Origin of the sequence: Streptomyces shaanxiensis, assembly GCF_039537145.1 — a bacterium.
Taxonomy (GTDB): domain Bacteria; phylum Actinomycetota; class Actinomycetes; order Streptomycetales; family Streptomycetaceae; genus Streptomyces; species Streptomyces shaanxiensis.
Window position 1 is genome coordinate 35,738 of record NZ_BAAAZY010000006.1, and the last position, 23,882, is coordinate 59,619.

At 71.3% G+C, this 23,882-nt stretch carries 20 protein-coding genes and 1 pseudogene; 9 read left to right on the forward strand and 12 right to left on the reverse strand.

Translation table 11 applies throughout. The annotated features are described in order from the left end of the window. Positions 1-151: 151 nt before the first annotated feature. On the reverse strand, positions 152-1,207 hold the full coding sequence (locus ABD932_RS06965) for a DUF3533 domain-containing protein (RefSeq protein ID WP_345009709.1): 1,056 nt from the start codon (positions 1,205-1,207) through the stop codon (positions 152-154). Between the two features lie 280 nt (positions 1,208-1,487). Between ABD932_RS06965 and ABD932_RS06970 the strand changes: the two genes are divergently transcribed. The 3 genes and pseudogenes from ABD932_RS06970 to ABD932_RS06980 form a co-directional block, all read left to right on the forward strand. Next, the gene (locus ABD932_RS06970; RefSeq protein ID WP_345009711.1) at positions 1,488-4,940 is read left to right on the forward strand and encodes a DNA polymerase III subunit alpha; all 3,453 of its coding nucleotides are present in this window, start codon (positions 1,488-1,490) and stop codon (positions 4,938-4,940) included. Between the two features lie 59 nt (positions 4,941-4,999). Beyond that, the gene (locus tag ABD932_RS06975; protein WP_425587415.1) at positions 5,000-5,980 is read left to right on the forward strand and encodes a DNA polymerase Y family protein; all 981 of its coding nucleotides are present in this window, start codon (positions 5,000-5,002) and stop codon (positions 5,978-5,980) included. A gap of 168 nt (positions 5,981-6,148) precedes the next feature. After that, a pseudogene (locus ABD932_RS06980) lies at positions 6,149-7,027 on the forward strand (DNA polymerase Y family protein); the annotation flags it as partial. 18 nt (positions 7,028-7,045) lie between these two features. On the opposite strand, the gene ABD932_RS06985 reads toward ABD932_RS06980, so the two are convergent. Further along, positions 7,046-7,420 carry a cupin domain-containing protein gene (locus ABD932_RS06985; RefSeq protein ID WP_425587416.1) on the reverse strand — a complete coding sequence of 125 codons (375 nt, stop codon included), beginning with the start codon at positions 7,418-7,420 and terminating at the stop codon, positions 7,046-7,048. Between the two features lie 112 nt (positions 7,421-7,532). On the opposite strand from ABD932_RS06985, the gene ABD932_RS06990 reads away from it, so the two are divergent. Both ABD932_RS06990 and ABD932_RS06995 read left to right on the forward strand, forming a co-directional pair. After that, positions 7,533-7,979, forward strand: a complete 447-nt coding sequence (locus ABD932_RS06990) for a MarR family winged helix-turn-helix transcriptional regulator (protein ID WP_345009717.1) — start codon at positions 7,533-7,535, stop codon at positions 7,977-7,979. 183 nt (positions 7,980-8,162) lie between these two features. Next, positions 8,163-9,032 (forward strand): esterase/lipase family protein, encoded by an 870-nt coding sequence (locus tag ABD932_RS06995; protein ID WP_345009719.1) that lies wholly within the window; start codon positions 8,163-8,165, stop codon positions 9,030-9,032. A gap of 88 nt (positions 9,033-9,120) precedes the next feature. On the opposite strand, the gene ABD932_RS07000 is transcribed toward ABD932_RS06995, so the two are convergent. After that, positions 9,121-10,134 carry a lytic polysaccharide monooxygenase gene (locus ABD932_RS07000; RefSeq protein ID WP_345009721.1) on the reverse strand — a complete coding sequence of 338 codons (1,014 nt, stop codon included), beginning with the start codon at positions 10,132-10,134 and terminating at the stop codon, positions 9,121-9,123. A gap of 141 nt (positions 10,135-10,275) precedes the next feature. Between ABD932_RS07000 and ABD932_RS07005 the strand changes: the two genes are divergently transcribed. Then, positions 10,276-10,737: a GNAT family N-acetyltransferase gene (locus ABD932_RS07005; protein WP_345009723.1), complete on the forward strand. Its 462-nt coding sequence runs from the start codon at positions 10,276-10,278 to the stop codon at positions 10,735-10,737. Between the two features lie 46 nt (positions 10,738-10,783). On the opposite strand, the gene ABD932_RS07010 is transcribed toward ABD932_RS07005, so the two are convergent. Continuing rightward, entirely contained in the window at positions 10,784-10,915 is a 132-nt protein-coding gene (locus tag ABD932_RS07010) for a hypothetical protein (protein WP_126390660.1), read from the reverse strand. A 149-nt stretch (positions 10,916-11,064) separates the two neighbouring features. On the opposite strand from ABD932_RS07010, the gene ABD932_RS07015 reads away from it, so the two are divergent. After that, complete coding sequence (locus ABD932_RS07015) at positions 11,065-11,679, forward strand: class I SAM-dependent methyltransferase (protein WP_345010456.1); 615 nt, start codon at positions 11,065-11,067, stop codon at positions 11,677-11,679. Here the strand turns inward: ABD932_RS07015 and ABD932_RS07020 are convergent. Both ABD932_RS07020 and ABD932_RS07025 read right to left on the reverse strand, forming a co-directional pair. Continuing rightward, positions 11,676-12,179, reverse strand: coding sequence for a ribonuclease FAU-1 family protein (locus ABD932_RS07020; protein ID WP_345009727.1), 504 nt, complete (start codon positions 12,177-12,179; stop codon positions 11,676-11,678). The genes ABD932_RS07015 and ABD932_RS07020 overlap by 4 nt on opposite strands. Then, on the reverse strand, positions 12,160-13,089 hold the full coding sequence (locus ABD932_RS07025) for a GNAT family N-acetyltransferase (RefSeq protein WP_345009728.1): 930 nt from the start codon (positions 13,087-13,089) through the stop codon (positions 12,160-12,162). The genes ABD932_RS07020 and ABD932_RS07025 overlap by 20 nt, the downstream gene beginning before the upstream one ends. A gap of 72 nt (positions 13,090-13,161) precedes the next feature. On the opposite strand from ABD932_RS07025, the gene ABD932_RS07030 reads away from it, so the two are divergent. After that, a complete protein-coding gene (locus tag ABD932_RS07030) occupies positions 13,162-13,533 on the forward strand; it encodes a GntR family transcriptional regulator (RefSeq protein WP_345009729.1) in 372 nt (123 codons plus the stop codon). On the opposite strand, the gene ABD932_RS07035 is transcribed toward ABD932_RS07030, so the two are convergent. Further along, positions 13,534-14,304, reverse strand: coding sequence for a DUF72 domain-containing protein (locus tag ABD932_RS07035; protein WP_345009730.1), 771 nt, complete (start codon positions 14,302-14,304; stop codon positions 13,534-13,536). It lies immediately after the preceding gene. A 23-nt stretch (positions 14,305-14,327) separates the two neighbouring features. Further along, positions 14,328-15,422 carry a DUF5925 domain-containing protein gene (locus ABD932_RS07040; protein WP_345009731.1) on the reverse strand — a complete coding sequence of 365 codons (1,095 nt, stop codon included), beginning with the start codon at positions 15,420-15,422 and terminating at the stop codon, positions 14,328-14,330. A 210-nt stretch (positions 15,423-15,632) separates the two neighbouring features. Between ABD932_RS07040 and ABD932_RS07045 the strand changes: the two genes are divergently transcribed. Beyond that, complete coding sequence (locus tag ABD932_RS07045; RefSeq protein ID WP_345009732.1) at positions 15,633-17,045, forward strand: GH39 family glycosyl hydrolase; 1,413 nt, start codon at positions 15,633-15,635, stop codon at positions 17,043-17,045. A 22-nt stretch (positions 17,046-17,067) separates the two neighbouring features. Here ABD932_RS07045 and ABD932_RS07050 read toward each other — a convergent pair whose 3' ends face one another. The 4 genes from ABD932_RS07050 to ABD932_RS07065 are packed head-to-tail and all read right to left on the reverse strand — an operon-like array spanning position 17,068 to position 23,630. Continuing rightward, on the reverse strand, positions 17,068-20,958 hold the full coding sequence (locus ABD932_RS07050) for a lipopolysaccharide biosynthesis protein (RefSeq protein ID WP_345009734.1): 3,891 nt from the start codon (positions 20,956-20,958) through the stop codon (positions 17,068-17,070). Next, entirely contained in the window at positions 20,951-21,751 is an 801-nt protein-coding gene (locus tag ABD932_RS07055) for a polysaccharide deacetylase family protein (RefSeq protein ID WP_345009735.1), read from the reverse strand. Before ABD932_RS07055 ends, ABD932_RS07050 begins: the two co-directional genes overlap by 8 nt. Further along, positions 21,748-22,770 (reverse strand): glycosyltransferase family 2 protein, encoded by a 1,023-nt coding sequence (locus ABD932_RS07060; protein ID WP_345009737.1) that lies wholly within the window; start codon positions 22,768-22,770, stop codon positions 21,748-21,750. The genes ABD932_RS07055 and ABD932_RS07060 overlap by 4 nt, the downstream gene beginning before the upstream one ends. After that, a complete protein-coding gene (locus ABD932_RS07065; protein ID WP_345009739.1) occupies positions 22,767-23,630 on the reverse strand; it encodes a glycosyltransferase family 2 protein in 864 nt (287 codons plus the stop codon). Before ABD932_RS07065 ends, ABD932_RS07060 begins: the two co-directional genes overlap by 4 nt. Positions 23,631-23,882: the final 252 nt, after the last annotated feature.

Genomic DNA, 23,882 nt, shown 5'->3' on the forward strand with positions numbered 1-23,882 from the left:
CGGGGCCGTGCCGGGGGGGGTGTCCGTCCTCGGACCGGCGGTCACCTTAGGCCGGGAGGTGCTGCGTGTTGACGCCGGCCACTGCGGGCGGACACCCCCCGACGCGTCCCCTTGCCGTCGTACGCGGGTGCCGCGCCGTGGGGGTGCGCCTTTACGTGGCCGTCTGCACCTTTGTCGTGCGGCCGCCCGCTCGCAGGGTCGCCGCCAGAAGCGTGACTACGATCCCCGCGGCCGCCCACGCCGACAGCACCAGCAGTGCGCCGGTCATGTCGTTGCCGTTGAAGTAGGCGATCGAGCGTGTTGCCCATGTTCCCGCGCCGGGTGGCAGGGCTGGGCCGATGTCTCTCCAGAACGGTGGGAGCAGTGGGGGTGGGAGGGCACCGCCGGCGCTCGGGTTGCCCAGGATGACGATGATCAGGATGACCAGGCCGATACCGGCCATGCCGAAGATGGCCTGGAAGGCGAGTGTGGCCGCGCCCACCGCGAAGATGATCAGGGCGCCGAGGCCCCAGAGGGCGGCGATGCTGCCGGGGAGGGCGTTGAGGATGGGGCCCACGATCAGTGCGCCGCCGAGGCCGCCGACGATCGCGACCAGGGCCATGGCGATGAGCCGGATCACCGAGCGTCTGGGAGTGGGGCGGCCGGCACCGGAGCTGATCGTCATGATCGACGCGCACAGGTAGCCGCCCACGCACCAGCCGACGGTCAGGTAGAAGGACGAGAGTCCGTTGGCGTCCTGTTGGTCGGCGGGTGCCGCGTCGACGGTGCGGAGGGTGCGTGCCTCGGACTTCTCCAGAGCGGATACGAGGTTCTCCAGGGTGGTGGCCAGCACCCTTCCGCCGCCGGTGGCGACCAGGAGGGTGTCGGTGGTGCCGTTCGGGTTGATCAGCAGGGCGCCGTCGATGTCGCGGTTCAGGATCTGTGCGCGGGCTGTCGCCGCGTCGGGCAGTGCGCGTGGGTTCAGCGGGTCGCCGGGGAGGTTCTCGAGCCGGGTCACCGTCTGCTGGGCGGCGACCTGGGGTGCCACGACCCCGAAGGGCACGTCCTTGGGCTTCGGGTCGTGGAGTGCGCCCACATAGGAGGCGATGAAGAGCAGATGGAGGATCACCACGCCGGTCACGAGCAGGGTGGCTCGTGGAGTGACTGCGTCCTTCACTTCGGCGAGGAAGGGGCTGCCGGGGGTGTCGGCGCCGGTGGTCTGCGTCATGCCCCCACGGTCTGGGGCCTGTGGGGGTTGTGCAGGTGGGGGGCGGCCGAATGGATGTCGTGCGGATGTTCTGTTCCGTGCACTTCCTCAACTGCTCTCGCCGGCTGGGGAGCTGGCGGGGTGGGGCTTGTTTTGATCGATGTTCGCCTCTTGGGGAATCGATGACGTGTTCGAATGTTGGTCGCTGACCGGGGCTGATGGGGTTAGAGTAATCGAACGCGAGTACGATGAACATATCGGGCGTATGGCCGAAAAAGGGGTGGAGTGATGGAGGTGCGGCATGGCGGGTTTCGCCCACGTGCACGTCGCGTCCGGTTACTCCGCCCGCTACGGGGCCTCCCATCCCGAGCAGCTCGCCCGGCGGGCGGCCGAGCGGGGTATGGCCGCGCTCGCGCTCACCGACCGGGACACGGTCACCGGGGCTGTGCGGTTCGCGCAGGCCTGTGCGAAGGAGGGGATCCGGCCGATCTTCGGGATCGATCTGGCGGTGGAGGCTCTTGCGCCTCCGCCACCCGCCCGGCGGCGCCGCACTCCGGCGCGTGGCGGTGCGCATGTCGTCGAGCCGCCGTTGCGGTTCGTGCTGCTCGCCCAGGACCGGGCGGGCTGGGCGCGGCTGTGTCGCATCACGTCGGCCGCCCATGTCGGTGCTCTGTCCGGTACGCCGCCGGTGGTGCCGTGGGAGGCGCTGCGCGAGTACGGCGGTCCGGGGCTGATGGTGTTGCTCGGGCCGCTCTCGGAGCCGGTGCGGGCGTTGTCGGTGGGGCGGGAGGACGTCGCGGTGAAGCTGCTGGCGCCGTGGCGGGAGGTCTTCGGGAGGGGGGTCCGGCTGGAGGCTGTGGCGCAGAAACGTTTTGGCATGGGGGCGGGATCGCTTCGGCTGGCCGCCCGGACGCTGGCCCTGGCCGATCGCACCCGCACCACCGCGGTGCTCTCCAACGCCGTCCGCTACGCCGATCCCGGACAGCATCGACTCGCTGATGTCCTGGACGCCGCCCGGCTGCTGCGCCCCATCGACCGGCGTCACCTGGACAGTGGCCAGCGCTGGCTCAAGGGCGAGCGGGGGATGGCGGTCGTCGCGCGGATGGTCGCCGAGTGCGCCGGAGCGGATGTCCGCCGGGCCCGCCGCCTCATGGCGGACACCGTGGACACGGCGGCGGCGTGCACCGTCGACCCCCGAGCGGACCTCGGCCTCGGCACACCGCACCTCCCGGAACCGTCACTCTTCGGCGCCGGGCCGGGAGCGGGTGGTGCGGCCCGACTGCTGCGTCTGAGGTGCGAAGAGGGCATGGTCCGACGTGGCCTCGACCGTGACCGGGCGGCGCTCGACCGGCTGGACGAGGAACTCGCCGTCATCTCCCACTGGAACTACGACGCGTACTTCCTCGCCATCGGCCAGGTCGTGGCCGACATCCGGGCCAAGGGCATCCGGGTCGCGGCCCGCGGCTCCGGCGCCGGATCGATGGTCTGTCACGCCCTGGACATCGCCACCGCCAACCCGCTCGACCACCGTCTTCTGTTCGAACGGTTCCTGAGCAAGCGCCGGGAGTCGTTGCCCGACATCGACATCGACGTGGAGTCCGCTCGTCGGCTGGAGTGCTACGACACGATCTTCGAACGGTTCGGGAAGGAGCGGGTGGCGGTCACCGCGATGCCCGAGACCTACCGGGCGCGCCGGGCACTGAGGGACACCGGCCTTGCGCTGGGGATCGCGCCCGCGGAGGTCGACCGGATCGCCAAGAGCTTCCCGCATCTGCGGGCCGCCGACATCACCGGCGCCCTCGCCGAGCTGCCCGAGCTGCGGCAGCTGGCGGGCGAGGCGGGCCGGTACGGGCCGCTGTGGGAGCTCGCCGAGGGCCTCGACTCCCTGGTCCACGGCATGGCCATGCACCCCTGCGGCGTGGTCATCAGCGACGCCACCCTCCTGGACCGGCTGCCGGTGCAGCCCACCCCGCAGGGCGACTACCCCATGGCCATGGCCGCGAAGGAGGAGATCGAGGCGCTGGGCAACATCAAGCTCGATGTGCTGGGGGTGCGGATGCAGTCCGCCATGGCCCATGCCGTCGCCGAGATCGAACGGACCACGGGCGATCGCATCGACCTGGACGACCCCGAGCAGGTGCCGCTCGACGACGTCTTCGCCTTCAAGCTCATCCAGGAGAGCCAGACCCTGGGTCTGTTCCAGCTGGAGTCGCCCGGTCAGCAGGATCTGCTGTCCCGGTTGCAGCCGCGCGACGTGCAGGACGTCATCGCCGACATCAGTCTCTTCCGGCCCGGGCCGGTCGCCGGCGGCATGCCCGAGCGGTACATCGCGGCCCGCCACGGCGGCAGACCGGCGTACGCCCATCCGGATCTGGAGCCGGTGCTCGCCGACACCTACGGCGTGACGATCTGGCACGAGCAGATCATCGAGACGCTGTCGGTGATGACCGGCTGCGACCGGGCCTTCGCGGAGATCACCCGGCGGGCCCTCGGTGAGAAGGAGCAACTGCCCAGGATCCGGGACTGGTTCCACGAGCGGGCACGCGCGCGTGGCTACAGCGCGGCCGTGCGGGACGAGGTCTGGAAGACCGTCGAGGCCTTCGGGGCGTACGGCTTCTGCCGGGCTCACGCGGTCGCCTTCGCCGTACCGGCGCTGCAGAGTGCCTGGCTCAAGGCGCACTATCCGGCGTTCCTGCTGGCGGGTCTGCTCGAACACGATCCCGGGATGTGGCCGAAGCGTGTGCTCGTCGCCGACGCCCGGCGGGGCGGCGTACAGGTCCTGCCCGTCGACATCAACCGTTCCCGGGTGCGGCACACCGTGGAGAAGGCCGACGGGGATCAGTGGGGGGTGCGGCTCGCGTTGGCCGCGGTGCACGGCATCAGTGAGGACGAGTGCGCGCGGATCGAGGAGAGCCAGCCGTACGGATCGCTGTCGGACTTCTGGCAGCGGGGCCGTCCCAGCAGGCCGGTCGCCGAGCGTCTGGCGGAGATCGGTGCCCTGAACTGTCTGCACGACGGCCGGCTCACCCGGCGTGACCTGTTGCTCCAGATCGCGGAGCTGCATCGCCAGTCCCGGAACCGGTCCGCGCACGAGGGCCAACTGCCCATCGTGGCGGGCGCGGTCGGCGGGGCGGAGCCGAGCGGGCTGCCGGAGATGACCGGGCGGGAGGCGCTGAGCGCCGAGCTGAGCACCCTCGGCATCGATGTCTCCAAGCATCTGATGGAGCACCATCACCGGCTGCTGCGCGAGATCGGCGCGACCGACGCGGCGCATCTGGCCGGAATGCGTGCCGGTCAGCAGGTGCTCGTGGCCGGGGTGCGGGCATCGACTCAGACGCCGCCGATCGCGAGCGGCAAGCGGATCATCTTCGTCACGCTGGAGGACGGGTCCGGGCTGGTCGACCTGGCCTTCTTCGAGGACTCCCACCCGGCCTGCGCGCACACCGTCTTCCACAGCGGGCTGCTGCTGGTGCGCGGCACGGTCCAGGTGCGCGGTACCCGTCGTACCGTCGTGGGCACCATGGCCTGGGACCTGGACGAGATCGCCGCCGCCCGCCGGGACAACGGTCCCGAGGCCGCGCTCGCCCTCCTCGGCGAGAGCCGCCCGCACCCGACCCCCGCCCAGCCGCAGCGCACCCTGGCCGACGGCACCGCGGGCGCCCGGCTGCACCCGTACGCCGATCTCCAGCCCGCCGGCACGCGTTCCGCCGACCTGAAGAAGTTCGGCCACCGAAGCTCCGGGAGTGCGGGATGAGCGGGACAAGAGGTGTGAGTGAGATGAGTGGAATGGGCGGAACGAGAGGTATGAGTGGGATGAGTGCGCGGCAGCGGCACATTGCCCATCTCCATCTGCATGCCGCGCTGACCGAGGATCAGTACGGTGACATAATCGAACTGATGTGCGGTGTCACGCCTCATGTGCAGGCCGTCCCGCCCGACGCCGTCCAGCTCGACCTGACTTCGGCGCTCAGGTACTTCGACCTCTCTCCCTACGACATGGTCCAGACGACGATGATGAGACTGAAGCTCCTCTACGGCATCGACTGCAGCGCCGGCCTCGCGAACAACCGGATGCTGGCGGCGATGGCGGCCGACGCCTCCGCGCCGGGTGAGACCACCTGGGTTCCCGCCGAGCGGGCCGCCGACTGGCTCCACCCCCGCCCGGTCACCGCGCTGCCCGGCATCGGCCGCGCCACGGCGTCGACGCTCGGCAGATACGGCCTGCACACCATCGGCCAGCTCGGCGACCTGCCCTCGGCGACCCTGCAACGGCTCCTCGGCGCCGGCCAGGCACGGCTGCTGGCCGAACGCGCCCGTGGCCACGACCCCCGCCCGGTCACCCCCGCGGAACCGGCCGAGCACCTGACCGCCGACCTGGTGCTGGAGCGGGACTGCCTCGACCCCGCAGGGCACCACCGCGCGGTGCTGGGACTTGCCGAACAGCTGGGCCAACGTCTGCGCGGGGAAAGGCAGATCGCGAGCCGGCTCAGTCTGACGGTGCGGTACGCCGACCGAAGCTCCAGCACGCGCACGCGTGCGCTGCCGGAACCCACCGACCACTCACCCGCCCTCGCCGCGACCGCCCTGGGACTGCTGGCCGGCCTCGGCCTGCAGCGGGCGAGGGTCCGCGCCTACGCGATCCGCGCCGACGGCCTGCTGCCGGCCGAGAGCGCCTACTGGCAGCTCTCCCTGGATCCCGCCGATGCCCGGGCCCGCGCGGCCGAAGTCGCCGCGGACCGCGCCCGCCGACGCTTCGGGCCGCAGGCCGTACGGCCCGCGACGCTGGCGGACTGATCACGTGCGCCGGGAACGCCGTCCATCGACGCCGCGTGCGAGGTCGGGTGAATCCAAATGCCCGCGGGATACGAACCGAACCCGTGGGCCGATCCGCGACCGCGGGTCAAGTGCCTTCACAGGTACGGAAGTTGTGGAAGTCGTGGCACCAGAGCCCGGGAGTGCGGGATGACCATCCTCTGCATACGTTTCCAGCTGCCGCCGACGGACGAGGCGGCGGTCCTGCCGGGGCTGCTCGGGTTACTCGAGGATTTCACGCCGGTCGTGGAGGCGCTGCCGCCGGACGGGGCGCTGGCCGATCTGCGGTGCGCCGAGCGGTACTTCGGGCGCGGCGCGGTCGAGCTGGCGTCGGCGATCCGGGTGCGGGCCCTCGCCCACCACGGGGTCGACTGCGCGATCGGCGCCGGGCCGGGGCCGACGCTGGCCCGCGTTGCGCTGCGGAACGCGCGGCCCGGGGTGACGTGTACCGTGCCCGAGCAGCCGGACGCCGTCGCGGAGTTCCTCGCCGGGAAGCCCGTCGACGCACTGCCCGGCGTGGGCGCCGCGACCGCCCGCACGCTGTGCGAGTACGGCATGGACACCCTCGGCCTGGTCGCCGCCGCGCCCCTTTCCGTGCTCCAGCGCCTGGTCGGCGCGAGGGCCGGGCGTGAGCTGCGCGAGAAGGCGAGCGGGATCGACCGGGGCCGGGTCGTCCCGAACGCCGTATCGCGCTCGCTGGTCACCGAACGCCCCCTCGCCCGCGACGAGTCGGACCCCGAGCGGCATCGCCGCGCCCTGCTCTCGGCCGCCGAGGAACTGGGCGCCCGGCTGCGCGCCCTGGACAAGGTCTGCCGCACCCTGACCCTCACCGTCCGCCGCACCGACAGCGCCTCGACGGCCCACAGCCATACCCTGACGGCACCGACGGCCCACTCGGCGGCGCTGACCGGTGCGGCGTACGCCATGTACGACGCCCTCGACCTCCGGCCCGCCCGCGTCCGCGCCCTCGCCCTGCGCGCCGAGGGTCTCGGCCCCGTCGAGCGGGCCCCGTACCGGCCCGCGTTCGACCTGCTCGCCGCGCAGGGCTCAGTTGGCCCACGGCGGCGTGATGCGCGTGCCGTCGGCCAGCTCCGCCGTCAGGCCTATGGACGTGGTGACCCAGGTGACGGCGGTCCGGTCGGCCGGGTTCTCGACGGTCAGGGTCGCGCCGGGGTTGATGATCAGAGTGTCGCCTGAGCGGATCTCCTCGGTGCGGCCGTCCAGCGTGACCAGCAGCTCGCCGTCGAGCAGATGGAGGATCTCCTCGCGGCTGACGGTGTGCGCGGGAGCCTTGGTCCCGGCCGGGATCTCGCCGCGCCAGGCGCAGAGCTCCTTGCTGCCGGTGCCGGGGGTGGCGTACGAGACGAAGCGGGCGCCGTGGATTTCGTGGGTGACGGCTTCGGACGCGCGGACTACGGGCATCGGTGCCTCCTGGTGATCGCTTGTCGGCCGGGAATGGTCAAGCTGCTTGACTATGTGCTCCCTCGATGGTCAAGCAGCTTGACCAATTCGTCAAGGGTGTTTCAATGCCTGCGTGCAGAACTCCGAAGCCATGGCCCTGTCCGCCGCCCTGCTCGCCGTCGCCGGTGAGCTCACCCAACGCATTCACGACGGCGTGGTCGCCCGGGGCTTCGAAGGGGTGCGGCCCGTGCACGGGTTCGCGTTCGCGCGACTCGCCCCTGGCGGTGCGACGGTCACCGACCTCGCCGTCCATCTCGGCGTGACCAAGCAGGCGGCGAGTCAGCTCGTCGACGAGATCGTGCGCAGGGGGTACGCCGAGCGGCGGCCCCATCCCGGGGACGCGCGTGCCCGGTTGGTCGTGCTGACCGGGCGGGGATGGGCCTGTACCCGTGCGGCGGAGGAAGCGGCTGCGGATGCCGTGCGGGCGTGGGGCGATGTGCTGGGGGAGAGGGAAGTGCGGGCGCTGCTCGCGCAGTTGGTGCGTATCGCACCCAATGGGCCCATCAGGCCCGCCTGGTGATGGTTCGTCAGTGGCGGTGACCTGTCTCCGGCCGTCACCGACTATCACTGGAAGTTTTTACTGACGCGTAACTTCACACTTCACCTACTCACCCGTAACTTGACGAGTGAACAGCATCCTCGTGATCCGGATCACAGGGCGTAAGGCCGTCGCACCTCCCTTGAGCCGCAAGGAGATCACACGATGCTGCCCTGGAAACGAGCGCTCAGACCCCTGGCCGCGCTGCTGCTGACCGCCGCGGTCGCCGTCGTCCCCGCCACCACCGCCAGGGCGGCCGAGGCGACGGCGACCTCGAGCAGCGGCTGGAACGACTACTCCTGCAAACCGTCCGCCGCCCATCCCCGCCCCGTCGTCCTCGTGCACGGCACCTTCGCGAACTCCGTCGACAACTGGCTGGCACTCGCCCCCTACCTGAAGCATCGGGGCTACTGCGTCTTCTCCCTCGACTACGGTCAGCTGCCGGGCGTGCCGTTCTTCCATGCCCTCGGCCCCATCGACAAGTCGGCGGAGCAACTCTCCGCCTACGTCGACAAGGTGCTCGCCGCGACCGGCGCCGCCGAGGCCGACCTCGTCGGCCACTCGCAGGGCGGCATGATGCCCCGCTACTACGTCAAGTTCCTCGGCGGCGCCGCCAAGGTGAACGCCCTGGTCGGCATCGCGCCCAACAACCACGGCACCACGCTGTCCGGGCTGGCCAACCTGCTGCCGTACTTCCCCGGCGCCGAGGACCTGCTCTCCACCGCCACCCCCGCCCTCGCCCAGCAGGTCGTCGGCTCCGAGTTCATGACCAAGCTCAACGCCGGCGGCGACACCGTCCCCGGCGTCCGCTACACGGTCATCGCCACCAAGTACGACGAGGTGGTCACGCCGTATCGGACTCAGTTCCTGAACGGGCCCGACGTGAAGAACGTCCTGATCCAGGACCTGTGCGCGGTCGACCTGTCCGAGCACGCGCTCGTCGGCCTGACCGACCGGATCGCCTTCCACGAGGTGGCCAACGCGCTCGACCCGGCCCGCGCCACTCCCACCACCTGCGCGTCGGCGATCGGTTGAGAGCGGTAGGCACGGAACACACCGCCGGGGCCTGACCGACCTGAGCCGCCGGTCAGGCCCCGGAGTACCGGGGCGGTCGAGCCTCGGCTCAGCGGCCGTGCCGGCCGCCACCGGCCGCCGCCCGCCTGCGCACCGACGCGAACAGGACCGCCGAACCGAGAGCCAGGGTCGCCGCACCGCCCATCGCGAGATACGCCGTGCTGCCGTCCCCGCCGGTCTCGGCGAGGTTCTCGGTGGCACCGGCGGCCTTCGGCCGGTTGGCCGGTGCGGTGGACGGCTCCTCCTCGGCCGCCGCGGCCGGCTCCGCCGACGTACTGGCGTCCTGGTCGCCGTGGCCGTTGTGCTCGACCGTCGACTGGTCGGCACCGTCCTCGATCTGCTCCTCCGAGGGCGCGGAAGCGCTCGGGGCCGCAGTGGCCTCGCCCCCGCTGCCACCGCCGTCGGAGTCACCATTGCCCTCGTCGCCGCCGCCGAAGGTCACGTCCGAGCAGGAGTAGAACGCCTCCGGGCTGTCCGAGCGCTGCCAGACCGCGTACAGCAGCTGCTTGCCGGAGCGCTCGGGCAGGGTGCCGGAGAACGTGTAGAAGCCGCCCGACGCCGCCGGGTCGGTGGCCGTCGCCACCGGGTTCGCCAGGTCCAGGTCGGACCAGGCCAGCGGCTTCGTCGGGTCGTAGCCCGGCTTGGTGACGTAGACCTTGAAGGTGCCCTTGTGCGGGGCGGTCACGCGGTACTTGAAGGTGTACGACCCACTGCTCACGCTCGTCGCCGGCCAGTCGGCGCGGGCCAGGTCGAGGCCCTTGAACTCCTCGCTGTTGGCGCTGCACAGCTTGCCGTCCGGGATCAGCTCCTGGTGCCGGCCTGCCGCGTTGCCGATGCGTATGCCGTTCCAGTCGTAGAGGGCCTGGGTGCCGCCCGCCGCGACCGCCGCCCTGCACGCGTCGGACCCGGGGCTCTCCGGGCCCTCCGCGTAGCACTGCGACACACGGCTGACCGGGTCGCCCATCGAACCGTGCGCCGACGCGGGGGCGGTGGCGAGGGCGGTCAGGGCCAGCGGGGTCAGGCCGAGGGCGGCGACGGTGGCGGCCTTGCGGCATGCGGGCATGGGGGATCTCCTCGGAACCGGAACTGATGAGTGCCGGATCCAAGAAACCGTGAATTCGCCTGTCGCAGGGGGTTCCAGGCGATCTTTAGGGTCGCCTTAAGGGAGTGCTCAGGCGGAGATCAGGTAGGTACGGTTCCTGGCATGACCGATGAGGGGATCCGGCCCGCCGTCACCGCCGACGTACCGGCCGTCAAAGCCGTCACCGATGCCGCCTACCACCACTACATCGAGCGGATCGGCACAGTGCCGCAGCCCATGGAGAGGGACCACGCGGCGTACGTGGCCGAGGGAAAGGTGTTCGTCACGGAGGAACCCGGCACGGGGCGCGTGGTCGGGCTCGTCGTGGTCGAGGCGTACGAGGACCATCTGTACGTCGACAACATCGCCGTCCACCCCGACGCCCAGGGGCAGGGCGTAGGGCGACGGCTGCTGCGTTTCGTGGACGCACGCGCTCGTGCGCTGGGCCTGGCCGAGGTCAGGCTCTACACGAACGCGCTGATGTGGGAGAACCAGAAGATCTACCCGAAGTACGGCTACGAGGTCGTCGAGCGTCGCGTGGACGGCCCGTACGACCGCATCCACTACCGCAAGCGGCTTGCCTGACGCGTCTGTGTCTTTCGTCTGTGTCTACTGCGACCGGCAGGGCGTCTCAGCCGTCCGGCCACCAGGTCCGGGCGATGTCCTTGCGGACCTCGGGTCGTCCCGAGGGGCGCTCGTCGGCCTCCTCACGGACCCGACGGGTATCCGACTTCCTCTTCAGGGGCTTCTGCATACGGCGCATGGCTGCCTCCTTCAGGGTCCACCGAGTTCCTCGTTCATATGGAGGTAGACCCTTGCGGGGAGAGTTGCTCATCGCCGCTGGTCCTGTCAGTGGCGGCTGTCACCATTCGACTGTCAGTGGCGGGTGTCACTCTTGGTCCCATGACCGACATGACGAACGGTGAACGCGCCGTCACCGGGGCGCGCACGGACTGGGACACGGCGGCCGCCTCCTTCGACGACGAACCGGACCACGGCCTGCGCGACCCCGAGGTGCGCGGGGCCTGGGCCTCCCGGCTGCGCTCCTGGCTGCCCGAGCGCGCCTCCGACGTACTCGACCTCGGCTGCGGCACCGGCAGCCTGTCGCTCCTCGCGGCCGAGCAGGGGCACCGGGTCACCGGAGTGGATCTGTCCCCGGCGATGGTGGACCTCGCCCGCGCCAAGCTCGCCGGGCGTGACGCGGTGTTCCTCGTCGGTGACGCGGCGGCGCCGCCGGTGGGGGAGGAGCGGTTCGACGTCGTGCTCGTACGGCATGTGCTGTGGACGTTGCCCGACCCCGCGCGCGTGCTGCGGCACTGGGCGGGGCTGCTGCGACCCGGCGGGCGGCTGGTGCTGGTCGAGGGCGTGTGGGGGACGGTCAGCACCGTCGGCATACCGGCGGACCGGCTCACCGGCCTCCTCGCCCCGATCGCCGGGCACGTGCGCGTGGAGCGGCTGTCGGACGACGAGCTGCTGTGGGGGAAGTCCGTGGACGACGAGCGGTACGCCGTGGTGGCGAGGATCTAGGCCAGCAGTGACTCCAGGCCGCCCGCCACGAGCGCGTACGCCTCCAGCTCGTCCAGGGCCGCCACCGCCGCCGCGGCCGCTTCGGGATCCGCCTCCGCCAGGCCGCTCTCGGTGAACTCGTCCTCGTCCAGGCGCCGTACGTCCGTGCCGTCGGCGGAGCGCCACAGGTCCAGGTCGAGGTCCTCGACGACCAGCTCGGCGCCGGACAGCGTGGCCGGGCGGGTGATGTCGCAGTACCAGCCCTTGAGGGCGCCCGCGGCGTCGCGGACCTCCTTCACGGCGTACCAGCGGTCACGCCAGTAGTACTCGGTGAAGACGTCGCCCGGCTCGAAGCGGACGAACCCGAAGTCACGGACGCCGTCGCCGGACCAGGGGGCTCGGACGGCGATACGGGTGCCGTCGTCGGTGAGCAGTTCCGCCGCGTAACGGATCTTGGTACGGCCGGACTTGACGAGGACCACGTCCACAAGGCGACCCTGGTCAGCCGAGTTCGCGGACATGGCGGACCTCCGTCGCGCAGATCTCGTACCCGAACCACTTGTTGATGGCGAGCATCGGGCCGTTGCCGGTGTCGTTGCCCGTGAACGCCTCCGTGAGACCGGCGGCACGGGCGCGGTGCAGGGAGTCGTTCTTGGCCAGCTTGGCCAGGCCGCGGCCGCGGAAGGCGCGGGCGGTGCCGGTCATGCCGGAGGTGTACCGGGTGCCGCCGTCGGTACGGGCCAGGCTGAAGGCGGCGGGACGGCCGTCGACGACGGCGACGGAGGTCAGCTCGTGGCTGAGGAGCGGGTGGTTCCAGGTCTCCTCCAGCCAGGCCTCGTAGTCCGTGAACTCGTAGGCGACGTCGCTCGGTTCGTCCGACGCCGTCTCCGCGTCCAGCTCGAAAAGCGGGCGGGGATCGTCCGCGAAGTCGGCCGCCGTGCGCAGCTCGACGCCCGGGGGCGGGGCCTGGAGCGCGGGCAGCGTGCCGTTCGCCAGGTCCAGGCGGAGGAAGTGCGCCGAGCGGCCCTCGCGGTAGCCGTGCCGTTCGGCGAAGGCGCGGTTGCCCGGTGCGTCGAGGATCCATGCGAACAGCCTGGTCGCCCCTCGCTCGGCCAGGTACTCCTCGGCGGTGCGGACCAGCAGCGTGCCCGCGCCGCGGCGGGTGCGCGCCGGGTCGACGTACACGTTGACGTAGCCCTGGCCGGGATCCGGGCTGTCGTGCACCAGCCCGACCTGTGCCGTGCCGATCACCTCGCCGTCCTCCTCGGCGACGAGCGGCCGGTAGTGGGCGTCGGGGTGCATGTGGGTGACGTCGTAGGTGATGGAGTCCGGGGTCACCACGAAGAAGGGGAGGGCGAGATGGCGGACGCGGGAGAAGCCCTCGACGTCGGCTCGTACCTCGGGACGCAGGGGGCGCACGATTACAGTCATCACGGCGCACGCTACGGGGACCGGCGCCGGGGTGCCTCTCATTTTCCGAGGGGTTACGGGACAATCGGCCCTGTGACCTTGAAGATCCACATCGACGACAGTGCGGCGCCCTACGAGCAGGTGCGGGCGCAGATCTCCGAGCAGGCGCGGTCGGGGGTGCTGCCGGTCGGGTACCGGCTGCCGACCGTGCGAGGGCTGGCGGAGTCGCTGGGGCTGGCGGCCAACACCGTCGCCAAGGCGTACCGGGCGCTGGAGAGCGACGGGGTGATCGAGACGCGGGGCCGCAACGGCACGTTCGTGGCCGCCGCCGCCGGCTCGGCCGCGGAGCGGGAGCTGGCGTCGGCCGCGCAGGCGTACGTGGAGCGGGCTCGCAGGCTCGGACTCCCGGAGACCGACGCGTTGGCGGCCGTGCGGGACGCCCTGCGGGCGGCTTACGGCGAGTAGTCAGCGGCGTGCGGCGAAACCCGGCGTGCGCGTCACCGCAAGGCCCGCTCGCGTCGCCGCCCTCCCGAAGACCCCCGCGTCCTCCACCGCTGCCCCGCCGGGGTCGTTGTTGAAGTACGCGTACGTGTCCTCGGCGTCGGACCAGGTGGTCGCGATGCGGTCGACCCAGGTCTCCAGGGAGCGTCGGCCGTAGCGGGGCCAGGGGTGGGCGCGGCCCTCGTGGAAGCGGACGTAGCCCCAGTCCGTGGTGCGCCACAGGGGAGTCACCGGGCGGGCCCGGACATCGGCCCAGCACAGGGCGGCACCCCGGGACTCCAGCACCTTGCGGGTACCGGACACCCACCAGGACTCGTGGCGGGGCTCGACCGCGATCCGCGTCCCGGACGGGAAGCGGGCCAGGCAGGCGTCGAGGAGGTCGGGGTCGGCGCGCAGGGTCGGCGGGAGTTGGAGGAGGACCGGTCCCAGGCGGTCGCCCAGGCCCGCCGCGTGGGACATCAGACGGTGGACCGGCTCCTCGGGATCCTTGAGGCGCTTGATGTGGGTCAGATAGCGGCTCGCCTTCACCGCGACCACGAAGTCACCCGGCACCCGGTCGCGCCAGGCCTCGAAGTTCTCCCGCGTCGGCAACCGGTAGAACGCGTTGTTGATCTCCACTGTGGCGAAGTACTCCGCGTACTCCTCCAGCCACAGTCGCATGGGCACGTCGGTGGGGTAGAGGGCGCCCCGCCAGTCCCTGTACTGCCACCCCGACGTCCCGACGAACAGGGTCATACAGCCATGAAAGCACCGGATGGCTACAGGTACAGCCCCGAGTCCGCCCCTTCCCGCGGCTCCGGCAGCGACGTCGGGGACGTGCCCCGCTGCAGTGCGTACAACTCCGCCAGGGTGGCCCCCTCGCGGCCGACGCCCTCCTCGGTGCCCAGCCAGGTCACCGCCTCCCGGCGCGTCAGCGCCCCCACCTCGATGCGGGCCAGACAGCGGCCGGGACGGACGACGGCCGGGTGCAGGCGCTCCAGGTCCTCGTTGGTCGTCACACCGACCAGGACGTTGCGGCCCTGGCCCAGCAGGCCGTCCGTCAGGTTCAGCAGCCTCGACAGCGCCTGGCCCGCCGTGTGCTTCGCCTCGCCCCGGATCAGCTCGTCGCAGTCCTCCAGGAGCAGCAGCCGCCAGCGGCCCTTGCCCGTCGAGTCCTCCTCGCCGATCGCGATGTCCATCAAATAGCCGACGTCGCTGAAGAGCCGCTCCGGGTCCAGGACGCAGTCCACCTGGCACCAGTCCCGCCAGGAGCGGGCCAGGGTGCGCAGCGCGGAGGTCTTGCCGGTGCCCGGCGGGCCGTGCAGCAGGAGCAGCCGGCCCGCGATGTCCTCCGGGGTCGTCTTCATCAGGCGGTCCATCGCGTCCGCGACCGGCGCGGTGTAGTTGGCCCGCACCTCGTCCCAGGTGCCCGCCGAGATCTGCCGGGTGGTGCGGTGCGGGCCGCGCCGGGGGGAGACGTACCAGAAGCCCATGGTCACGTTCTCCGGCTGCGGTTCGGGCTCGTCCGCCGCGCCGTCCGTCGCCTCGCCCAGCACCCGCGCCGCCAGTTCCTCGCTGGTCGCCGTCACCGTGACGTCGGCGCCCCGGTTCCAGCGGGAGATCAGCAGGGTCCAGCCGTCGCCCTCCGCCAGCGTCGCGCTGCGGTCGTCGTCGCGGGCGGCGCGCAGCACACGGGCCCCCGGCGGCAGGAGTGTCGCCCCGGACCGTACGCGGTCGATGTTCACCGCGTGCGAGTACGGCTGCTCGCCCGTCGCGAAGCGGCCGAGGAACAGCGCGTCGACGACGTCGGACGGCGAGTCGCTGTCGTCGACGTTGAGCCGGATCGGCAGAGCGTCGTGTGGGTTCGCAGACATGCGGCCATGATCCGGCACGTGGCGCCCCTCTGCACCCGGTTTCCCTGGCACGTCCCGCCAAAGGTGCACGCCCGAGGACCGGTGCGGGGCCGTCGTGCGCCGTGCCCGGGCGTCCGTCATGTCCTCGCTGTATCGGCTCCGTCCTGTTGCAGGACTGTGTAGGTGCGAAACCTGCCCGAGCGGCGGTCACCCCCGTTACCGTTGTCCTTGATGGGACGTCATGGGTGGAATTCGGGGGCAGGGCGGTGGCGGCTCACCGCGCTGCTAGGTGTGGGCGCGGCCGCTCTGGCCCTGGTGGTGACCCTGCTCAACACGCTTCCCGGCAACGGCGCGAGCACCGAGGGCACCACACGCGACGGCGACAAGGTGCACGGCAGTCCGACGGCCACGCCGGACGCGACGAATCCGGAGGTGGGCTGGGGGTTCACCCACACCCAGCACAGCGCCGACGAGGGCGCCGCGGCGGCCGTGAAACGCGTCGAGGGTCGGCTCGCGGACGCCGGGGGGCTGCCGCAGATCCAGCACATCATGGGCTGGGGCGCCGACAACCCCGAGCCGGTCGAGGGGCGTTACGACTTCGAGGCGATGGACCGCCGGATCGACTTCGTCCGCGCCTCCGGCAGCACACCGGTCGTCACCCTGTGCTGCGCCCCCGACTGGATGAAGGGCGGCAAGGCCGGCGTCGACAACACGAACTGGAGCCAGGCAGCCCTGGAGACGGCACCCGAGCCCGAGCACTTCGACGACTTCGCCGCGCTCGCCGTCACCGTCGCCAAGCGCTACCCGGACGTACGCCACTTCATCGTCTGGAACGAGTTCAAGGGCTTCTGGAACGACGCCGAGGCCCGCTGGGACCACGAGGGCTACACGCAGCTCTACAATCTCGTCCACAAGGCGCTCAAGAAGGTCAACCCGGAGATCATGGTCGGCGGGCCGTACCTCGTGATGGACAGCGTCGACCCGCGCGCGGAAGAGGCCTCGACGGCGCTGAAGGGTTCCTGGGGCGCCATGGACCGGCGCACGATCGACGCCTTCGAGTACTGGAACGAGCACAAGGTCGGCGCCGACTTCGTCGTCGTGGACGGCTCCAGCTACACCCGCGACGACGAGCTGCTGCCCGACGAGTTCACGGCCACCGACAAGTTCACGGCCGTGAGCCGGTGGGTGCGCGGGCAGACCGGTGACCTGCCGCTGTGGTGGGCCGAGTACTACGTCGAGCCCGCCGATGGCAACGACGACCGCAAGGGCTGGTCCGAGGCCCGCCGCGGCGCCGTCCAGGCCGCCGGAATGATCGCGCTGGCCAAGGGAGGTGCCACCTCCGCCTTCTACTGGAACCCGCAGGAGGAGAAGGGCACCGAATGCGCCGGCTGCCTGTGGACGCCGACCGACAGCTCGGGCGGCGGCGAGAAGCTGCCCATGTACGACCTGCTCGCCCGGTTCAGCAAGGAGTTCCGGCCGGGGACCGAGTACACGAAGGTCTCCGTGGACAAGCCCGAGGTGCGGGTCCTGGCCACGGACAAGGTGGTCCTGGCCGTGAACACCCTCGACCGGCAGACCAGCGCGAAGATCGACGGCAAGAAGGTCGAGCTGCAGGCGTACGAGGTGAAGTGGCTGGGGCGCTGAGCCGCTTCACCTCCCCAGCCCTCTACTTGATCGTCAGGAACCGCTGCACCAACGAGGCCAGCAGCACCGCCAGCAGCGGCAGCGAGAACCAGAAGCTGCTCTGCAGCCAGCGCAGTTGCCGCACGCTCGGCGCCATCGCCACCCGCACGATCTCGCGTGCCATCAGCAGCAGGATCAGCGCGACCGCCGCCAGCCCGCCGACCACCGACCACGGCGTCCAGGTCACCTGCGGCCCGATCGGACCGGGATCGGCCTTCGGGACCTCGCCCGCCGGCTGCTTGCGCAGCGCGTACATCGTCACGTCGGCGTTGACGAAGACCTTCTTCAGCTCCTGCCGCTTGTCCAGGTTCTGGATCAGCCGCGACTCCCAGGTCGCCGAGTAGCCGACGTCCAGCCGGAGATAGGTCACCTGGCCGCGGTTGATCATCAGGTACGAGTTCGGGCCGGCGTCCTTGAGCGCCTTCACCAACCCCGACACCAGCACCGGGTCGGCCGGCGCGAGCGTCGGCAGGTACTCCACCTTCTCCATGTCCTGCGAGCCCCACGGCATCGACGGCGTCACGACGTTGACCGGGTCGTCGCTCAGCCACAGCAGCCTGAGGCTCGGATCGTCATGGGCGTACACGTACTCCATGGCGGCGACCTCGCCGGGCCGCACCCGCTCGAACGGCTCGTTGCCCCAGCGGGCCACCAGGAAGCCGCCCATGAGCACCAGGCCCGCCATGAGCGCGGCCAGCGGGGCGAGGCTCACCCGGTCCTTGTCGCGCTCCTTCGCCGTGACGCCGGTGCGCGGGAAGAAGGCGAGCCCGCTGAGCAGGGCCGCGCCGGGCAGGGCGAACATGAAGACGCGCAGCGCCATCTCACCGCCGTACGACTGCATGCCGAAGCCCAGGAACGGCACGAAGGTAAGGACGAGCAGCGAGCGCTCCCGGTAGTGGTGGAAGCGCCGGCGCCACCAGCCCCAGCAGGCGAAGGCCATCACCCCGCCGGCCAGCAGCACGCGCGCGTAGAGGACGAGCTTGTGGGTCGAACTGCCGCCCTCGATGCGGCCGGAGACGGACGACGACACGTTGCTGCCGACGCCGCCGACCCCGCCGAAGAGTTCGTCGAAGTGCCCGGACCAGTACGGCTCGGCCAGGAAACCGATCCAGACCGTCACCATGACGCCGAACAGGATCGGCAGGCCGCGCAGTTCGGACTTGCCGATCAGGACCAGCGCGGTCAGCACGCCCAGCATCACGAACGGCGTGAGCTGGTGGGCCGGGACGCTCGCGGCGAACAGCCCGATGACGACCATCAGCAGCACGGCCTGCTGCCGCCGGTTCGCCGGCTCGACCTCGACCTCGCCCGGCCGCCGCTTCGTCCAGATCACGTGCGGCGCGCGGAACCAGACCAGCAGGATCGCCGCGAAGACCAGGTACAGCAGATAGGTGAAGCCCTGCGGTGAGAAGTAGTCCTGGCCCACCCAGCCGCTGAGCACGAAGACCCAGATGCCGGTCCACTTGGCCCGCCAGCTCGCCCGCATCGAGCGCACCAGCAGGAACATCGGGACCAGGTAGAGGAGTTGCATGGTGAGCGGCCACCAGCGGATGACCTCGGTGAAGTCGCCGACCCCGCAGGCCTTCGCGACGAACGCGGCAGCCGCGAAGAAGCCCGGCCAGCTCCAGCGCGCGTCCAGGTCGGGCACGGCCGACCCGGTGCGGTCGATGTAGTCGAGGAAGCCGAGGTGCTGCCAGGCCGTCGCGAACCTCGGCTCGGTCTCGATCAGCGCGGGCAGGGCGTGCAGTGACACGACCGTCGCGAGCAGGGTGACCAGCAGCAGCGCCTTGTGCTCGCGCCCCAGCCACAGCAGCGAGGCGAACACCACGGCCAGCAGCGCGGCGCCGACCAGCGTCGGCATCGGCAGCACGGAGATCAGCCCGAGCCCGCCCATGCCGTCCAGGTCCGCCTCGCCGAGCCGCAGCGCGGGCACCCAGTAGAGCAGCAGCGCGGCGATCAGCAGACAGCCGAGGACCACCCCGAGCCGCGTGGGCAGCAGCCGCTCACGCCAGGTCGGCGCGGGCGCCTGCGGCTGTCGTACGGGATCTTCGGGCATGGGCGGCTCTTCCCGTACGGCGGTCTCCTGCCGTACGACGGCCTCCTCCCGTACGGCAGCCTCCTCGCGCTCCTCCGGTGCGGCCTCCTCGCCCTCGCCCGCGTCGAAGTCCGCCTCGAACGGCGCGTCCACCTCGGCGGGTCCCTGCGAGGCCTCCGAACCGGGCTCGCTTCCCCACTCTCGAATTCGCTCGAGCGGGGCGACCCCCCTCTCCACCGGCAGCCCGAACTCCGGCTTGCGTGCCCAGGTCGGCCGGTGCTCAGGGGTGACCGGGGGCGTGCCGGTGGGCGGCGTGCCCGGGCCGGGGCGGACGTCCGGCCGGCGTTCCAGGTGGTCGAAGTCGACGTGGATGCCGAGGGCGAGGGTGTCGGAGTCGAGCGCCCAGCCGGGCATGCGCTTGCGCGCCCCCTCGGGCACCTCGCGCGCCCCCAGGTCGGCGAGGTCACCGTCGGGAGCCGCGTCCTCGGGGACGTCGGCCGAGGTGGCCCGTGCCGTCCGGTACAGCTTGGGCGCGGCGATCGTGACGATCACCGCGAGGGAGACGATCTCGGCGACGCCCGCGCCGGTCAGGCCCATGCGGGGGAGCAGCAGCAGCGTCAGGCCGAGCACCAGGGCGCACAACAGGCCCTGCAGCCATGCCAGTCCGGCCGTACGGCTCTGTGCGCGCAGCACCGCGAAGTACGTCTCCATGACGACCCGCAGCAGCGCGCCGACCGCGAACCAGCGCAGCAGCTCAGTCGCCGCGTCCGCGTAGCCCTGGCCGAAGACGCCCAGGATCCAGGGCGCGCCGAAGAACAGGATCGCGGCGACCGGCACCATGATCCGCGCCATGCGCCGCAGCGCCGCCCGGGTGTTGGCGGCCAGCCGGCCGGGGTCGTGCGAGCCCTCGACCGTGAGGGAGGCGCCCATGTTGATGGCGAGCAGATTGACGGTGCCGCCGATCGTGGCCGTGATGTAGAAGTACGCGTTGTCCTCGGAGGAGACCTGCGCCGCCACGATCACGGGGATCAGATAGACCACGGCGAGCGAGAACAGGGAGCCGGTGTAGTCGCCCGCGAGGAACTTCCCGACCTCCTTCAGGGACGGCGGCCGGCCGTTGTCCTTGGTCGCCTCCACATGGCGCGGCACCAGGCGCCGGAACACCAGCCAGCCCAGCGGCAGCACCGACACCGCGATCGCCGCGACCCAGGACACGAAGACCCCGGCGGTGGGGATCGCCACCGCGAAGGCCACCAGCAGACCCAGCTTCACCGCGGAGAACACGGTGTTGCCGACCGGCACCCACACCGCGCTGCGCAGCCCGGTCAGCACGCCGTCCTGGAGGGTGAGCAGGTTCCAGGCGATGACGGCCACGACGAAGAAGAGCCCGCCCGCCGCCCCGTTCAGGAACCGGTACGACGGCCCCCACAGGTCCAGCGTCAGCAGGAAGACACCCGCGGCCAGCGCCACCACCACGCAACTGCCCGCGTACGTCCGGAAGATCAGCCGGCCGCTCCTGCGCCCCGCCACCGGGATGAACCGGGCCAGCGCGCCCGTCAGCGTCACCGCGGTGAGCCCCGCGAGGAACTTCATCGCGGCGATCGCGGCGGAGCCCTGGCCGACCGCGGACTCGGAGTAGTAGCGGGCCGCGGCCAGCCAGAAACCGAGCCCCAGCACGGCGGAGATGCCCGTGTTGATCATCAGGGCGTAGGCGTTGCGGAACAGCTGACTGCCCCCGGAGGACCCGCCCAAGCCGGGCAGGCGAAGGCGGCGCCCCGACTGCTCGGGCGCCGTCGCGTCGGTCGATGCGGGCTCGGTCGTGGTCGTCGTGTCAGACACGGGAACGGATGGCCTTCCGGCGGACCTGTCGGGCTCTGCGGACCAGGGCGTACCCCTTGGTGAGGGCACGGTCCCCGGCGAAGGTGCGGGCGATGGCACGGCCTTCGACCATCCGCCCGAACTCCTCGATGCCGGTGGTACGGCGCACGGTCAGCCGGGTGAGGGCGTACGGCCCCTGCCGGCGCCGCGCGAGGCCGTTGTTGACGGCGAGCGCCTGGGCGTACCCGGTCTCCCGCACGGCCTCGCGCACCCGGCGGCTGGAGTAGCCGTACGGGTAGGCGAACGAGGCCGGGACGGTGCCGAGCCGATCCGAGATGATCTCCTTGCACAGGATCAGCTCGGAGCGCAGCCTGTCGTCCGGGAGCTGGTCGAGCTGCGGGTGGGTGTGGCTGTGGCCGCCGATCTCGACGTCCGTCTCGGCGAGTTCGCGGACCTGGTCCCAGTCGAGCATGGTGTCCAGGCCGCCGCCCATGTCGTGCGGGCCCTTCAGCCAGCCCGTGGAGACGAACACCGTGGCCGCGAAGCCGTGCTTGGCGAGCACGGGCAGGGCGTGCCGGTGCACGCCCTCGTAGCCGTCGTCGAAGGTGATCAGCACGGGCCGCTCCGGCAGCGGCCTGCCGGAGCGCCAGCGAGCCGCGAGGTCCGCCGTCCGGACCGGAGTCAGGCCCAGATCGCCGATCAGCGCCATCTGCTCCGCGAACGCCTCCGGCGCCACCGACAGGTCGCGGGTGGCGTCGTTCGGCGAGGTGGAGACGGCGTGGTACATGAGAATCGGCACCCGCGCGTCGGTCATCTGCTGCCCCCCTCGATGCCCCGTTTCCCCTCGGTGCCGGGTTGCCCTTCGACCCCCGCCACCGAGTACGCAACGCCGCCCCGGCGCGCCCGGACACTCCCCACCACGTACCCACCGGCCGCGGTGAACACCCCGGCGACGATCGCGCCCGCCCGCCCCGCACCGCCCGGCCGGGCCAGCAGGACGTCCCGCAGCCCGCGCGCCACCCCGGCCGGCAGGACCCGGGTGGTGTACCGGCGCTCCGACTCAAGTCCCTTGTCGGCGCCGACACTTCGGGCCACCAGCGCCTTCGACAGGCCCTCGGCGTAGGTGCGCGTCCGGAAGTACCGGAAGTGCTCGCGCGGTCCGGGCACCCGGTGATGGATCACCGCCCGGTCGTCGATCAGCAGCACGGCGTCCGGCCTGGCCCGCGTCAGCCGGATGCACAGCTCCGTCTCCTCGCAGCCCAGCGGCAGCCGGTCGCCGTCCCGCCCGATGCCGCTGGCGAAGCCGCCCGCGAAGTCGAACGCCGTACGCCGGAAGGAGGCGTTGCCGCCGAGGACGTTGCGCACCTTCACCCGGCCGCGCGGCAGCCCGCGGTAGGTGCAGCCGACCACCCAGTCGAACTCCTCCGGGAACCAGGCCGGCCGGCGCCCCGACGCCCAGATCGGCTCGGTGCGCCCGCCGACGGCCATCACGCGCGGGTCGGCGTACCCCGCGGCGAAGTGCCGCAGCCAGTCCCGCTCGGCCACGGCGTCGTCGTCGAGGAACGCGATGACCTCGCCGTACGAGGCGGCGATACCGGTGTTGCGGCCGGCGGACAGGCCGCGGGGACCCGCGTTGGCGAGCACCCGCACATCGGTCGCTTCCTTGTACTCCTTGGTCAGCCGGTCCAGGAGCGCCTCGTTGTGGTCGACGACCAGCAGCGTCTCCAGGGCCGGATACGCCTGCGCCCGCACCGAGGAGACCGCCGCGAGGATGTCCTCCCAGCGGTCCTCGGTGTACACGCAGATCACGACGGAGATGTCGGGACCGCTCAAGACGCCTCTCCCCGAACCGAGTGACTCGAGCGACCCGAGTGAACCGGGCGAACCGAGTCGAGCGTCGGGGAGTGCGCCGCGGCACTGCGGCGGCGCAGGGCACGCCGGTTGGAGCGCTCCTTGAGGATCACCTTGAGCACCCTCAGCCCGTCCCGCACGGCGCGCAGATTGCTCGTGCCGTGGATGCGGAGGTACTCGTGGCTGGGTATCTCCTGCACCTTCAGCCCCGCCTTGACGACCCGGATGTTCATCAGGGTCTCCACCTCGAAGCCGGTGCAGTCGAGGTCGATCTTGTCCAGGCAGTGCCGCCAGAACGCGTTGTATCCATAGCAGAGATCGGTGTAGCGGGCGCCGAACTTGCGGTTGACGGCCGTGCACAGCGCCCAGTTGCCCAGCTTGCGGATCGGCGTCATGTCGTCGGTGCCGCCGCCGTTGGCGAAGCGGGACCCCTTGGCGAAGTCCGCGCCCGAGACCAGGGCGGAGACATACGACAGGATCTCGTTGCCGTCGGCCGAGCCGTCCGCGTCGACCATGACGATGATGTCGCCGGTGGCCGCCTCGAACCCGGTGATCAGGGCATCCCCTTTGCCCTTGCCGCGCTGGCGCACGACCTTCACGTCGGGCCACAGCTCACGGGCCACTTCGACGGTGTCGTCGGTGGAGTTGCCGTCCACCAGGACCACTTCGTGTATCCAGTCCGGCAGGGTCTTGAAGACGTACGGAAGGTTCTCCGCCTCGTTCATGGCCGGTATCACCACGCTCACCGGTGGCGCGATGGCCAGGTGAGTGGAGACGGGCCGGTACTTGCCGACCGGTGACGGATCTTGGTCCGCGACCGCCGGGCGCAGAACAGAACTCATGAGTCAGGTCCCTCTCGTCCGGTGGACCGCCCGCCCCTGGGCGGCCCGGTTATGTGTCCGGTTCGAAAGGGGGGTTTCTCATCTCACGGCACGGAAGAGCGGATCTCCGTACGCGTGTGGTGAGCTGGCATATCTGGCCGACCACCAGAAGATCGGCAGCCGGTCGCGCGGCACGACTCGGCGACAAGTGCGGACACCTTCACCGAGCACCCCCCTACCGCGCCCCGCGCCGGGACCGTCGCGGCACTTGAG

Excerpts from the sequence above, each read along its gene's own strand:
- ABD932_RS06965 (WP_345009709.1), bottom strand. The coding sequence starts at position 1,207 with ATGACGCAGACCACCGGCGCCGACACCCCCGGCAGCCCCTTCCTCGCC.
- ABD932_RS06970 (WP_345009711.1), top strand. The coding sequence starts at position 1,488 with ATGGCGGGTTTCGCCCACGTGCACGTCGCGTCCGGTTACTCCGCCCGC.
- ABD932_RS06975 (WP_425587415.1), top strand. The coding sequence starts at position 5,000 with ATGAGTGCGCGGCAGCGGCACATTGCCCATCTCCATCTGCATGCCGCG.
- ABD932_RS06985 (WP_425587416.1), bottom strand. The coding sequence starts at position 7,420 with ATGCCCGTAGTCCGCGCGTCCGAAGCCGTCACCCACGAAATCCACGGC.
- ABD932_RS06995 (WP_345009719.1), top strand. The coding sequence starts at position 8,163 with ATGCTGCCCTGGAAACGAGCGCTCAGACCCCTGGCCGCGCTGCTGCTG.
- ABD932_RS07000 (WP_345009721.1), bottom strand. The coding sequence starts at position 10,134 with ATGCCCGCATGCCGCAAGGCCGCCACCGTCGCCGCCCTCGGCCTGACC.
- ABD932_RS07005 (WP_345009723.1), top strand. The coding sequence starts at position 10,276 with ATGACCGATGAGGGGATCCGGCCCGCCGTCACCGCCGACGTACCGGCC.
- ABD932_RS07010 (WP_126390660.1), bottom strand. The coding sequence starts at position 10,915 with ATGCGCCGTATGCAGAAGCCCCTGAAGAGGAAGTCGGATACCCGTCGG.
- ABD932_RS07015 (WP_345010456.1), top strand. The coding sequence starts at position 11,065 with ATGACGAACGGTGAACGCGCCGTCACCGGGGCGCGCACGGACTGGGAC.
- ABD932_RS07020 (WP_345009727.1), bottom strand. The coding sequence starts at position 12,179 with ATGTCCGCGAACTCGGCTGACCAGGGTCGCCTTGTGGACGTGGTCCTC.
- ABD932_RS07025 (WP_345009728.1), bottom strand. The coding sequence starts at position 13,089 with ATGACTGTAATCGTGCGCCCCCTGCGTCCCGAGGTACGAGCCGACGTC.
- ABD932_RS07035 (WP_345009730.1), bottom strand. The coding sequence starts at position 14,304 with ATGACCCTGTTCGTCGGGACGTCGGGGTGGCAGTACAGGGACTGGCGG.
- ABD932_RS07040 (WP_345009731.1), bottom strand. The coding sequence starts at position 15,422 with ATGTCTGCGAACCCACACGACGCTCTGCCGATCCGGCTCAACGTCGAC.
- ABD932_RS07045 (WP_345009732.1), top strand. The coding sequence starts at position 15,633 with ATGGGACGTCATGGGTGGAATTCGGGGGCAGGGCGGTGGCGGCTCACC.
- ABD932_RS07055 (WP_345009735.1), bottom strand. The coding sequence starts at position 21,751 with ATGACCGACGCGCGGGTGCCGATTCTCATGTACCACGCCGTCTCCACC.
- ABD932_RS07065 (WP_345009739.1), bottom strand. The coding sequence starts at position 23,630 with ATGAGTTCTGTTCTGCGCCCGGCGGTCGCGGACCAAGATCCGTCACCG.